The 12,868-nt window shown below is 73.7% G+C and carries 9 protein-coding genes; 1 reads left to right on the top strand and 8 read right to left on the bottom strand.

Translation table 11 applies throughout. The features are described 5' to 3' along the window. Nucleotides 1-72 precede the first annotated feature (72 nt). Together gyrB and BMW27_RS16690 are read right to left on the bottom strand one after the other, a co-directional pair. Nucleotides 73-2,115 carry a DNA topoisomerase (ATP-hydrolyzing) subunit B gene (gene gyrB / locus BMW27_RS16695; protein ID WP_091446053.1) on the bottom strand — a complete coding sequence of 681 codons (2,043 nt, stop codon included), beginning with the start codon at nucleotides 2,113-2,115 and terminating at the stop codon, nucleotides 73-75. Between the two features lie 442 nt (nucleotides 2,116-2,557). Further along, nucleotides 2,558-3,982 (bottom strand): APC family permease, encoded by a 1,425-nt coding sequence (locus tag BMW27_RS16690; RefSeq protein ID WP_091446051.1) that lies wholly within the window; start codon nucleotides 3,980-3,982, stop codon nucleotides 2,558-2,560. Nucleotides 3,983-4,114: 132 nt separating this feature from the next. On the opposite strand from BMW27_RS16690, the gene BMW27_RS16685 reads away from it, so the two are divergent. Beyond that, nucleotides 4,115-5,647, top strand: coding sequence for an SDR family oxidoreductase (locus tag BMW27_RS16685; RefSeq protein ID WP_091446050.1), 1,533 nt, complete (start codon nucleotides 4,115-4,117; stop codon nucleotides 5,645-5,647). A 55-nt stretch (nucleotides 5,648-5,702) separates the two neighbouring features. Here the strand turns inward: BMW27_RS16685 and BMW27_RS16680 are convergent, their stop codons facing one another. From BMW27_RS16680 to dnaN, 6 genes are all read right to left on the bottom strand, one after another. After that, nucleotides 5,703-7,469, bottom strand: coding sequence for an ABC transporter ATP-binding protein (locus tag BMW27_RS16680; RefSeq protein WP_091446048.1), 1,767 nt, complete (start codon nucleotides 7,467-7,469; stop codon nucleotides 5,703-5,705). Nucleotides 7,470-7,491: 22 nt separating this feature from the next. Beyond that, entirely contained in the window at nucleotides 7,492-8,415 is a 924-nt protein-coding gene (locus BMW27_RS16675; RefSeq protein ID WP_091446046.1) for a hypothetical protein, read from the bottom strand. A 43-nt stretch (nucleotides 8,416-8,458) separates the two neighbouring features. After that, a complete protein-coding gene (locus BMW27_RS16670; protein ID WP_091446044.1) occupies nucleotides 8,459-8,959 on the bottom strand; it encodes a DciA family protein in 501 nt (166 codons plus the stop codon). Beyond that, a complete protein-coding gene (gene recF, locus BMW27_RS16665; protein WP_245743654.1) occupies nucleotides 8,956-10,152 on the bottom strand; it encodes a DNA replication/repair protein RecF in 1,197 nt (398 codons plus the stop codon). Before recF ends, BMW27_RS16670 begins: the two co-directional genes overlap by 4 nt. Before the next feature lie 145 nt (nucleotides 10,153-10,297). Further along, nucleotides 10,298-11,230: a phosphogluconate dehydrogenase (NAD(+)-dependent, decarboxylating) gene (gene gnd / locus BMW27_RS16660; protein WP_091446043.1), complete on the bottom strand. Its 933-nt coding sequence runs from the start codon at nucleotides 11,228-11,230 to the stop codon at nucleotides 10,298-10,300. A gap of 167 nt (nucleotides 11,231-11,397) precedes the next feature. Beyond that, nucleotides 11,398-12,558 (bottom strand): DNA polymerase III subunit beta, encoded by a 1,161-nt coding sequence (dnaN, locus tag BMW27_RS16655; protein WP_091446369.1) that lies wholly within the window; start codon nucleotides 12,556-12,558, stop codon nucleotides 11,398-11,400. Nucleotides 12,559-12,868: the final 310 nt, after the last annotated feature.

The raw sequence follows: 12,868 nt of genomic DNA, 5'->3' as shown, positions 1-12,868 counted from the left end.
GTCCCGAGGCTCACCCGAGCGTGCGAGGGGTGAGGGGGACGGGGCGCTTCCGCGGCGGGCCGGGGGCCTGTCTCAGACGTCGAGGAAGCGGACGTCCTTGGCGTTGCGGGTGATGAAGCTGCGGCGGGCGTCGACGTCCTCGCCCATGAGGACGCTGAACAGCTCGTCGGCGGTCGCGGCGTCCTCGAGGGTCACCTGCAGCAGGACCCGGGTCTCCGGGTTCATCGTGGTCTCCCAGAGCTCGGTGGCGTTCATCTCACCGAGGCCCTTGAACCGCTGGATCGCGTCGTCCTTGATCCTGCGGCCGGCCTCGGCACCGAGCCTGAGGGCGCCTTCCTTCTCCTTGTCGGTGTAGACGTACTCGTCTCCGACCTTGCCGCCCCATTTGATCTTGTAGAGCGGGGGCTGGGCCAGGTACACGTGCCCGGCCTCGACCAGCGGCCGCATGAAGCGGAACAGCAGGGTCAGCAGCAGCGTGCGGATGTGCTGGCCGTCGACGTCGGCGTCGGCCATCAGCACGATCTTGTGGTACCGGAGCTTCGACAGGTCGAACTCGTCGTGGATGCCGGTGCCGAAGGCCGTGATCATCGACTGGACCTCGGTGTTCTTCAGCACCCGGTCGATGCGGGCCTTCTCGACGTTGATGATCTTCCCGCGGATCGGCAGGATCGCCTGGAACATCGAGTCGCGGCCGGACTTGGCCGAGCCGCCGGCCGAGTCGCCCTCGACGATGTAGACCTCGGAGTTGCGTGGGTCCGTCGAGCGGCAGTCGGCCAGCTTGCCGGGCAGGCCGGTCGAGTTCAGCGGGTTCTTCCGGGCCAGTTGGCGGGCCTGCTGCGCGGCCCGGCGGGCGCGCGCGGCCGAGCTGGCCTTGGTGATGATCTGCTTGGCCTCGGCCGGGTTGGCCTCGAACCAGTGCCCGATCTGCTCGTTGCAGACCCGCTGCACGAAGCCCTTGACCTCGGTGTTGCCCAGCTTGGTCTTGGTCTGCCCCTCGAACTGCGGGTCGCCGAGCTTGACCGAGACGATCGCGGCCAGGCCCTCGCGGATGTCCTCGCCGGTGAGCTTCTCGTCCTTGCTCTTGAAGAGCTTCTTGTCCTCCGCGTAGCGGTTGACGATCGAGGTCAGCGCCGCGCGGAAGCCCTCCTCGTGGGTGCCGCCCTCGTGGGTGTTGATGGTGTTGGCGAAGGTGTGCACCGACTCGGAGTAGGCCTCCGACCACTGCATGGCGATGTCGACGGACATGGCCATGTCGTTCTTGCCGGTGCCCTCGGCCGAGAAGCCGACGACCGAACGGTGGATGGCGGTCTTGGTCCGGTTGATGTGGGCGACGAAGTCTCGCAGGCCGTCCTCGTAGAGGTACGTGATCTCGGTGGGCTCGAAGGCCGGCGCCTCGGCCTGCGGGGCCGGGGCCTCCTCGGCGAGCGAGATCTCCTCGGCCATGCCGGTCTCGGCCTTGCTCTGACCGGGCCGCTCGTCGCGCAGGACGATCTTCAGGCCCTGGTTGAGAAAGGCCATCTCCTGCAGCCGGCGGCTGATCGTGTCGAACGAGTAGGTCGTCGTCTCGAAGATCCCCGGGTCGGCCCAAAAGGTGATCTGGGTGCCCCGCTTGGTCGTCGGGCCGATCTTCTCCAGCGGGCCGGGCTCGCTGGCGGTGTAGTGCTGGTGCCACTCCGTGCCGTCACGCCAGATGCGGACGTCGAGCTCGGTGGACAGCGCGTTGACGACGGTGACGCCGACGCCGTGCAGACCACCGGAGACGGCGTAGCTCTTGCCGTCGAACTTGCCGCCCGCGTGCAGGATGGTCATGACGACCTCGACGGTCGGCCGCTTCTCCACCGGGTGCATGTCGACCGGGATGCCGCGGCCGTTGTCCTCCACCCGGACGCCGCCGTCGGGGAGCAGGGTGACCCGGACGGTGTCGCAGTGGCCGGCGAGGGCCTCGTCGACGGAGTTGTCGACGACCTCCCACACCATGTGGTGCAGACCCCGCTCACCGGTCGAGCCGATGTACATGCCGGGACGCTTGCGGACGGCCTCGAGACCCTCGAGGACGGTGATGGAGCTGCCGGAGTAGGCGTCAGCCTGGGCGTCGGTCTTCGGTCGAGCGACCACGTGGGGCCCTTCTGTCGCGCACCCGGCGGCGGGCACCCCGATCGCGGACAGGGGCGCAGAACGGCTCTCAGCCGGATGCTGGCGGTTTCTGTCCTCCACGATACCGGGTGATACGACAGGAATGCCGCCGTCCCGGCCCTCACGTCGTGTCTGCGCCACTCGCAGCACGTCTGCCACCACAGGTGTTGGCCCCAGGGGCGACACGCCGTCCCCGGGGCGCCTGGCGGCCCCGTCCCGGTGACGTCCTGGAACGGCCCCTCCGCAGGGTCGCACCGCGAGCCTCGTGAGGTGCCGGAACGGCCACCCTCAGGGCCCGCGCCGAGCCGGTGAGGTGCTGGAACGGCCACCCTCAGGGCCCGCGCCGAGCCGGTGAGGTGCTGGAACGGCCACCCTCAGGGGCCCGCGCCGAGCCCGCGAGGCGTGGGGGGAGGGTGGTCCTTCCTCAGTTGTGCGGACCCGTCGGGCCCTCGCCGGTCAGGTGCGCCGGGTCGAACCGGGGGACCTGGGCGCCGGTCCGCCTGTTGACGAGGACCGTCACGCTCCAGAGCACGACGCCGATCGCGAGCAGGACCCCGGCGATCCGGTACTGCTCGACCGGCCGCCCGGCCCACGGGGTGGCGAGGAAGGCGCAGGCCAGCGCGCCGACGACGGGCAGCACGGTGGGCGTGCGGAAGTGGTCGGCGTCCACCCGGTCCCTGCGCAGCACGAGGACGGCGACGTTGACCACGGTGAAGACGATCAGCAGCAGCAGCGCGGTGGTGCCGCCCAGGGCCGGCACGGCGCCCACGAACGTGATCAGCCCGAAGGCCAGCGCGGTGGTGAACAGGATCGCGGTCGTCGGCGTGCGCCGGCGGTGGTGCACCCGGCCCAGCAGCGCCGGCAGCACCCGCTCCCTGCTCAGGCCGTAGACCAGCCGGCTGGCCATCAGCATGTTGATCAGGGCGGAGTTGGCGACGGCGAACATCGTGATGACGCCGAACAGGCCCAGCGGGAAGCCGGGCGCGCCGGCCTCCACCACCTGCAGCAGCGGGGTGTCGCCCTGGCTGAGCTGCTCCGCGGGCACCAGCGCGATCGCCGAGATGGACACCAGCACGTAGATGAGCCCGGTGGCGGCCAGCCCGGCCAGCAGCACCTTGGGGAAGATCCGCCGCGGCTCCTTGCACTCCTCGGCCATGTTGACCGAGTCCTCGAAGCCGACCATCGCGAAGAAGGCCAGCCCGGTGGCGGCGATGACCCCGCCGACGACGGAGCGCTCACCAGTGTCGAACTCGGTCACCCGGGAGAAGTCGCCGCCCCCACCGCCCAGCGCCCACACGCCGACGCCGATGACGATCAGCAGGCCGGTCAGCTCCACGCAGGTGAGGACGACGTTGGCCTTGACGCTCTCGCCGACCCCGCGGAGGTTGACCAGCGCGACCAGCGTCATGAAGGCCAGCCCGACCAGGGTGATGCCGATCCCCTCGCCGAGGCCCAGGCCGGTGACGCTGACGAAGTTGGCGCTGAACGCCCGGGCGGCCGTCGAGGCGGAGGTGATGCCCGAGCTCATCACCGCGAAGGCGACCAGGAACGTCACGAAGTGGATGCCGAAGGCCTTGTGCGTGTACAGCGCGGCGCCGGCCGCCTGCGGGTACTTGGTGACCAGCTCCAGGTAGCTGAACGCGGTGACGAGGGCGACGAGGAACGCGACCAGGAAGGGCAGCCAGACCACGCCGCCCACCTGCGCGGCGACCTGGCCGGTCAGCGCGTAGATCCCGGTGCCGAGGACGTCGCCGACGATGAACAGCAGCAGCAGACCCGGGCCCATCACCCGCTTGAGCGCGGGCTGGCCGTCGGACGTGCGGTCGGTTGCAGCGGTGGTGTCGGCCATGGTGGACCCCCTGCTCGACCGGTGCCGGTGGACGCGACGCCGAAGGCCTGCGGTGACCCCGCCGATGGTGGCGGGTGGACCGGGTGTCCCGCGACCCGAGCGAGCGCGGCGATACCGCCGGACACTCGGGGCATGGCCGAGACCGACGGCACCACCAGCACCCCACCGGCGAAGACCTGCCTCGTGACGGGGGCCACCGGCTACATCGGCGGGCGGCTCGTGCCCGTGCTGCTCGCCGCCGGGCACCGGGTGCGGGTGATGACGCGCGCACCCGAGCGGCTGCGCGACCACCCCTGGGCGGGGCAGGTCGAGATCGTCCGGGCCGACGCCGGCGACGCCGAGGCGGTCGCTGCGGCGTGCGCCGGGGCCGACGTCGTCTACTACCTGATCCACGCGCTGGGCACCGGCGAGGAGTTCGAGGAGACCGACCGGCGGACGGCGCGGGTGATGGCGCGCGCCGCGCGGGAGGCGGGCGTGGGCCGGCTGGTCTACCTCGGCGGCCTGGAACCCCAGGGCGAGGAGCTGTCCCCGCACCTGCGCTCGCGGGCCGAGGTCGGCGAGATCCTGCTCGGCTCCGGCGTCCCGACCGCCGTCCTGCGGGCCGCGGTGGTGCTGGGCTCCGGGTCGGCGTCGTTCGAGATGCTGCGCTACCTGACCGAGCGGCTGCCGGTCATGGTCACGCCGCGCTGGGTGCACAGCCGCATCCAGCCGATCGCCATCCGCGACGTGCTGCGCTACCTGGTCGGCTGCGCCACGCTGCCGCGGCAGGTGCACCGGTGCTTCGACATCGGCGGCCCCGACGTCATGACCTACCTCGAGATGATGCAGCGCTTCGCCGCGGTGGCCGGGCTGTCGAGGCGACGGATCCTCCCGGTCCCGGTGCTGAGCCCGGGGCTGTCCAGCCACTGGGTGGGGCTGATCACCCCGGTGCCGGCGTCCATCGCGCGCCCGCTGGTGGAGTCGCTGCGCAACACCGTCGTCTGCACCGAGCACGACATCGCCGAGTACGTGCCCGACCCGCCCGAGGGGTTGCTGGGCTTCGACGAGGCGGTCCGGCTGGCGGTCCAGCGGGTCAAGGACGCCACCGTGGCCACCCGCTGGTCGTCGGCGTCCACACCCGGTGCGCCGTCGGACCCGCTGCCCACCGACCCCGCCTGGGCCGGCGGCACCCTCTACCTCGACGAGAAGAGCCGGGAGACCGCTGCGTCACCGGAGGCGCTGTGGCGGGTGGTCGAGGGGATCGGTGGGGAGACCGGCTGGTACTCGTTCCCGCTGGCCTGGGAGGTGCGCGGCTGGATGGACCGCGCGGTCGGCGGGGTGGGGCTGCGCCGCGGACGACGGTCGCCGTCGGACCTCTACGTCGGTGACGCCCTCGACTTCTGGCGGGTCGAGGAGCTGGAGGAGGGCCGGCTGCTGCGGCTGCGCGCCGAGATGCGGCTGCCCGGGCTGGCCTGGCTGGAGTTCCACGTGGAACAGGAGGACGGGCGCACCCGGCTGCGGCAGAAGGCGACGTTCAAGCCGAGCGGCCTCTTCGGCCACCTGTACTGGCGGGTGCTGGTGCCCTTCCACGGCCCCATCTTCGGCGGCATGGTGCGCAACATCTGCCGCGCCGCGGAGGAGGGGACCGCAGCCGCCGCGGGCCAGAGACGCACCCGCGCGGCCTGAGGGAGGACTCCGTGCCCATGGACGGAGCCACGGGCACGACCTGGAGCACTCACGGTCACACCAGCAGCTGGGCGGCGGCGAGCTCGCGGTAGAGGGGGCTGGTCTCCACCAGCTCCTCGTGGGTGCCGGCAGCGACCACCCGGCCGCCGTCGAGCACCACGATCCGGTCGCTGTCGAGCACGGTGGACAGCCGGTGCGCCACCACCAGCAGCGCCCGGTCGGCGGCCGCGGCGGCCAGGGTCTCGCGCAGCAGCGCCTCGTTGCGGGCGTCGAGGCTGGCGGTCGGCTCGTCGAGCAGCAGCAACGCCGGGCGGGCCAGCAGGGACCGGGCGATCGCCAGCCGCTGGCGCTCGCCGCCGGACAGCAGGACGCCGTCGTCCCCCACCGGGACGTCGAGTCCGCGCGGCGAGCGCTGCACCACCTCGGTCAGCCCGACGTCGGCCAGCACCGCCCACAGCTCCGGGTCGGTGGCCTGCGGCGCGGCCAGCAGCAGGTTGTCGCGCACCGACCCGGCGAGCACCGGCGCCTCCTGCTCGACGTAGCCCAGCCGGGCGCGCAGGCCGGCCCGCGGCAGGTCCCGGACGTCGGTGCCGGCCCACCGCACCGCCCCGCCTGTCAGCGGGTAGAAGCCCTCGACCAGCGCCAGCACGGTCGACTTGCCCGCCCCTGACGGCCCGACCAGCGCCACCCGGTTGCCGACCGGCACGCTCAGCGAGACCCCGCGCAGCACGTCGGTGCCGTTCGGGTAGCGGAACGAGACGTCGTCCAGCTCCAGCAGCGGGACCTCGGCGGACGGCGACGACGCGGGGACGGCGACGACCGCGCCACCCCGCTCGGGCCGCGCGTCGTCCTCCGGCTCGAGCGCGAGCACCTCCTGGACCCGCGCCAGCGCGCCGAGCCCGCTCTGCAGCTGGGTCCACGCCCCGATCGCCTGGCCCAGCGGCATGACCAGCAGGAACAGGTACAGGATGAACGCGACCAGGTCGGCGACGGCGATCGAGCCGGTCGCCACCCGGTAGCCGCCCAGCCCCAGGACAGCCAGGAAGGCCCCCTGGACGGCGACCGACCCCGCGGGGCTGACCAGCGCCTCCAGCCGGGCCACCCGCACCCCGGCCTCGTACGCCCGGCCGGCGCTGGCCGCGACGACGTCCACCTCCCGCGCCGTCGCGCCGCTGGCCCGGATGGTCCGCACGGCCGACAGCGCCCGCTCGACCGCGGCGGTCATCGCGCCGACCTCCTCCTGGGCCTGCCGGGAGAGCCGCTGCACGCCGCGGGCGACCGAGACGACCACCGCGAGGCCGACGGCGACCGAGCCCACGGTGACCAGCAGCAGCCACCCGTCGACCAGCGCCATCGCCACGACCGCGCCCACCGCGACCACCGCCGACCCGGCGACCTCGACGACCCCGGAGGTCACCGTGGCCCGCAGCAGGGTGGTGTCCGCACCGACCCGCGACATGAGGTCGCCGGTGCGCCGCCGGTCGTACTCGGCGACCGGGAGCCGGAGCAGCCGGTCGGCCAGCGTCCGCCGGGTGGAGAGGACGACGCCCTCGGCGGTGCGCTGCAGCAGGTACTCCTGCACCGCACCCAGCGCCGAGGACGCCAGCAGGACGACGACGAGCAGGCCGACGGCGGGCAGCAGCGCCCGGCCGGCGCCGACGGCCTCGATGACCCGGGCGACCAGCGCCGGCTGGGCCAGCGCGCCGGCGGCCGCGACCAGCGAGAGGACGGCGGCCGCAGCCAGGGGGCGGCGGTGCGGCCGGACCAGGGGCCACAGCTGCCGCAGTGTCGCGCGAGCCGCGGTGTCCGCGGGGGTGCTCACCTCGGCTCCGGACGGCGCGGTCTCAGAGGGCGGGGGCGAGGGCGCCGACGATCGCGGTCAGCAGCCGGGCGTGGTGCTCGATCAGCTGCGGCCGGTGGCCGTCCGGCCGGATGGCGGCCAGGTGACCTGCCGCCGTCCAGAACTCGTCGCCGTCGTCGGTACCGAGCAGCAGCCCGCGCACCGTGGCGTCCCCGACCAGCGCGCGGGCGGCCGGGCCGTCCTCGGCGGCGAGCAGCACCCAGCGGGCGTCGAAGTCGGGATCGCCGCTGGGGACCTGCACCAGTCCGCCGGTGCGGTGCTTCCAGAAACGGGCCGGGGACAGGCGCAGCGGCGGCAGCGCGCCGAGCACCGGGGCGGCGGTGACGGCGTACTCGGGGACCGCGTAGCGCCCGGAGGCGTAGAGGACGTCGAAGGCGACCAGGTCCAGCGTGCCGTAGCGGCCGCGCATCACCCCGGCCGGCCGGTGGTCCTTCGTCGCCCGGACCGGGGCGGTGCGCACCAGCTCGGCGAGGACGGCGTCCTCCGGGGCGGTGCCGTCGGAGATGGCCCAGCCCTGCTGGACCGCCCAGCCCTGGGCGCCGACGGCGTCGCCCTGGTAGGCGAAGACCTGCTCGAGCTCACTGGGCTGCCGGGGCCGCCGGCCGCCGAGGAACCCGCCGCCGACCAGGTGCTCGCCGGCGGTCTGCGGGCCGGCTGCCGGGGACTGCGCCGGGCGGTCGGGCTCGGCAGGCGGCAGGTCCCAGCCCGGCGGCTGCCACGCGGTGCTGCCGCCCGTGTCGCCCTGGGCCGGCCAGTCGGCGGGCGGCTGCTCGGCGGGCGGCTGCTCGGCCGGTGGCTGCTCCGCCCCGGACCGGTCGCCGTCCCCGCCGAGGTGGCCGGGCTCGCGCCAGCCGCTGCCCTCGTCGGGGCGCTGCTCGAAACCGTCGCGGTCGCGCGGGCTGCTCATCGCTGCATCGTCCTCCCGGAGCACCCGCACCCGGCGGGCCCTCCTATCCGTACGTGTCCCGCGGCCCGCGTCCGCGGACCGAGCGGGGGCCCTTCTTCCAGCTCGGGGCCGTCGGACCGACAACGCGCAGCCGGCTCACGACGTCCCCGCCGACCGTGGCGTGCAGCTTCGCGAGGATCGTCGGCGCCAGCAGCCGCAGCTGGGTGGCCCACGCGGTGGACTCCGCGACGACGAGCAGCTCGCCCTCGGTGAGCGTCTGCGGCGTGCAGTGCGCGGCGATCTCCGGTCCGACCAGGGCCGACCAGCGGCCGAAGACGGCGCCCACCTTGGTGTGCTCGGTCCAGTCCTGCGTCCTCACCAGCGAGTCGACCAGGCGGGCCAGCGGCTGCGGGTCGTCGTCCCCGGGCCGCGGGCCGCTCCAGGTGCGCTTCGGCCCGGCGATCCGCCGCCGGGTGGGGCGCGGCCGGGACGCCGAGGCCGCGCGGGCGGCCTCCAGCGCCGCACGGGCGATGTCGCTGGGCCGGCCGGGGCGTTCCTCGTTCACCTGACCTCCTCCCGCACTGCCCCATCCTCGGCGGCCTCCGGGTCGAGCGGTACCGCCTGCCCGCCGGCGACCTGCACCACCGTGCTCCGCAGCTCCGCGGGGACGTCGTCGAGCACGGCCGCGGTGACCAGCGACTGCTCCGCGGAGCGGGCCACGGTCGCCAGGGCCGCGCGGCGGTCGGTGTCCAGGGTGGCGAAGACGTCGTCCAGCACGAGGATCGGCTCGTCCCCGTCGGCGCGCAGCAGCGCGAAGCAGCCCAGCTTCAGCGCCAGGGCCAGCGACCAGGACTCCCCGTGGCTGGCGAACCCCTTCGCCGGCATCGACCCCAGCGAGACCACCAGGTCGTCGCGGTGCGGGCCGACCAGCGTCATGCCGCGGTCGACCTCGTCGCCGCGGCGCTCGGCCACCCGCTCGCGCAGCGCCGCGGACAGCTCGGCGGCGTCCGGCAGCGCCGTCCCCTCGGGGACCGGCTTCCCGTCGCCGGCCAGCGGCACGGTGCTGGCGTAGCCGAGCGCCGCGACGGCGGCGTCCGCGCCGGCCACCCCGGCGTAGGCGCGGGTGACGTGAGGTGCCAGGTCGGCGACCAGCCGGAGCCGGGCGGCCAGCAGCTGCCCGCCGAGGTCGACCAGGTGCCCGTCCCAGACGTCGAGCGTGGCCAGCGCGTCGCCACGGGCCATCCGGGCGGTCTTGAGCAGGGCGTTGCGCTGCTTGAGCACCCGGTCGTAGTCGCTGCGCACGCCGGCCAGCCGCGGGGTGCGGCTGACCAGCAGGTCGTCGAGGAAGCGCCGCCGCTCCGCGGGGTCGCCGCGGACCAGCACCAGGTCCTCCGGCGCGAACAGCACGGACTTGACCAGCCCGAGCAGCTCGCGGGGCCGCGGCAGCGGCGCGCGGTTGACCCGGACCCGGTTGGCCCGCCCCGGGTTGATCTCGATCTCGACGAGCAGCTCGCGGTCCTCCCGGCGCAGCGCCGCGCGGACCACCGCCTGGGACGCGCCCTGCCGGACCAGCGGGGCGTCGCCCGCGACCCGGTGACTGCCCATCGTGGCCAGGTAGCCGACCGCCTCGACCAGGTTGGTCTTGCCCTCGCCGTTGCGGCCGACGAAGACGGTCGGCCCCGGGCGCAGGGCCAGGTCCACCCGGTCCCAGTTGCGGAACGAGCCCAGCTGCAGGTGTCGCAGGTACACCCTCAGCATCCCCGCGGTGGGGTACCGGAACGGCTCCCCGGTGACCGGGTGTAACGGCCCCCTTGCAGCCGAAGGACCCCGTCCTCCCCACCCTTCGCAGGCTCAGGGCGGGACCCGGGACGGGGCCGGCGAGCCTGCGGGTGGGGGTCCTCCATCATGCGGGGCGCTCGGCCTCCTGCTCGCGGACGGCGTGCACCGCGTGGCCGCCGAACTGCTGGCGCAGCGCCGCGACGGCCTTCATGGTCGGGGAGTCCTCCTGCCGGGAGGAGAAGCGCGCGAACAGCGAGGCGGCGATGGCCGGCATGGGGACGGCGTTCTCGATGGCCTGCTCGACGGTCCACCGGCCCTCGCCGGAGTCCTCCGCGTAGCCGCTGATCTTCTCGAGGGACGGGTCCTCCTCGAGCGCCCGCACCAGCAGGTCCAGCAGCCAGGAGCGGATGACGGTGCCCTGGGTCCAGGACTTCACGACGCCGGGGACGTCCTCGATCAGGTCGACGGCGGCCAGCAGCTCGTAGCCCTCGCCGTAGGCCTGCATCATCGCGTACTCGATGCCGTTGTGGACCATCTTGGAGAAGTGCCCGGCGCCGACCGGCCCGGCGTGCACGAAGCCGGCGCCCGGCAGCTCCTGACCGGACTCGTCCTTGGGGGACGGCGGCTTGAGCGCGTCGAACACCGGCTGGACCTTGGCGACGTCCTCCCGGGTGCCGCCCACCATCAGCGCGTAGCCGTTCTCCAGCCCCCAGACCCCGCCGGAGACGCCGGCGTCGACGTAGCCGATGCCCTTCTCGCGGCACATCACGTCGTGGATCTGGTCGTCGGTGTACTTGGAGTTGCCGCCGTCGACGATCACGTCGCCGGGCTCGAGCACCTCGGAGAGCTCCTTGACCGTGGCCCGGGTGGCCTCACCCGCCGGCACCATCACCCAGACCACCCGCGGCGCCGACAGCGCCTCCTTCAGCGCCGGCAGGCTGTCGACGTCCCGCTTCTCCGGGTGGTGGTCGAAACCGACGACCTCATGACCGGCGCGGCGCAGCCGCTCGGCCATGTTGCCGCCCATCTTGCCCAGCCCGATCAGCCCCAGCTGCACGACGCAGTCCTCTCCTCGCAGGTGCCCGGCCGGACCGACTGGCGGTTCCGGCTCGTCTCCGCCGCCCATCGTGCTCGGTCCTGCCGGTCACCGCCGCACGGACCCCGCTGCGGCCCCGTCCAGGGCACCGCCCCGAGCGTGCGCGGAGTGGGGAGGACGGGGTCCTCTCAGCCGGGCAGGCGCACCGGCATGATCAGGTACCGGTAGCTGCCGGGGCGCTCGGCCGGGCGGGAGGCCGCCTCGTCGTCGGTCGCCGGCTCCGGCACCCCGGAGAGGACAGCGGGCTTGAGCGGGCTGGTGAAGTCCATCCGCGCGCGGGGGGTGTGCACGGCGGCGAGGCCGTCGAGCAGGAACGTCGGGTTGAAGCCGATGGTCAGCGGATCGCCCTCGAACTCGACGTCGCAGCGCTCCTCGGCCTGGCCCTCGTCGTCGGTTCCGCCGGCCCGCAGGGTGACCTGGCCGGGGGTGAACTCACAGCGCAGCGGCGTGCCGCGCTCGGCGACCAGGGCGACGCGCTTGGCAGCGTCGGTGAACAGCCCGACCGGCAGCGTGGCGTTGCTCGCCGACTCGTTGGGCATGATCGCCCGGTACTTGACGAACTCGGCGTCCAGCAGCCGGGTGGTAGTCTGCCGGTCCTTGCCGGAGAGGCCCAGGATGCCCTCCCCGGAGCTGCCCGAGGACAGCGACAGGGTGATCTCCGGGCCGCTGGTCAGCGTCTTCGCCGCGTCGGCCAGCGTGCGGGCGGGCACGAGCACCGCCGCGGTGAGGCCGGGGGTGTCCGGCCGCCAGGCGAACTCGCGGACGGCGAGCCGGTAGCGGTCGGTCGCGGCCAGGGTCACCAAGTCGTCCTCGATCTCCAACCGGACACCGGTGAGCATCGGCAGGGTGTCGTCGCGCCCGGCGGCCACCGCCACCTGACCGACGGCCTCGGCGAAGACGTCGCTCTCGACGACGCCGGCCGACGACGGCATGGCCGGCAGGGACGGGTAGTCCTCGACCGGGAGCGTCGGCAGGCTGAAGCGCGCGTTCCCGCAGGAGATCGACAGCCGCGGCCCCTCCGCGGTGAGGTCCACCGGGTGGGGCGGCAGCGCCCGGGTGATCTCGGCGAGCAGCCGGCCCGGCACGAGCACCCGACCGCTCTCGGTGGCCTGCACGTCGACCTCAGCACGCGCGGAGACCTCGTAGTCGAAACCGGACACCGACAGCTGGCTGCCGTCGACCTCGAGCAGGATCCCGGCCAGGACCGGCACCGACGGCCGTGGCGGCAGGCTGCGTGCCGTCCACGCGACGGCATCGGCGAGCACCTCTCGTGCCACCCGGAACTTCATGACCTGATCCACCCCAGCTGTCGTCGGTGTCCTCCAGTGCGGTGCTCATCGTGCCCTCTGGGGGAGACATCGGGGTAACCGCTGTCCTCGATCAGGTCCCCCGCAGCGCAGCTTCCCCACCCTGAGTGTGGTTCGAGAAGATCCGATCTACATCCCTCATCTTCGTCATCACCGGTGTGGAACCTGGGGATCGAGGCCGTCCGTGCAGGTCGACGCCCGAGTCGACATGTTGGCCGACTGTGGGTGGACGTGCGCACTCCTGTGTCGACACGTGGACATCTCGACGGTTGCGCACACCGGTGGCCGTCTC

Origin of the sequence: Geodermatophilus poikilotrophus, from assembly GCF_900111455.1 — a bacterium.
Classification (GTDB): Bacteria; Actinomycetota; Actinomycetes; order Mycobacteriales; family Geodermatophilaceae; genus Geodermatophilus; species Geodermatophilus poikilotrophus.
This window is presented reverse-complemented; position numbering and strand designations above follow the sequence as displayed.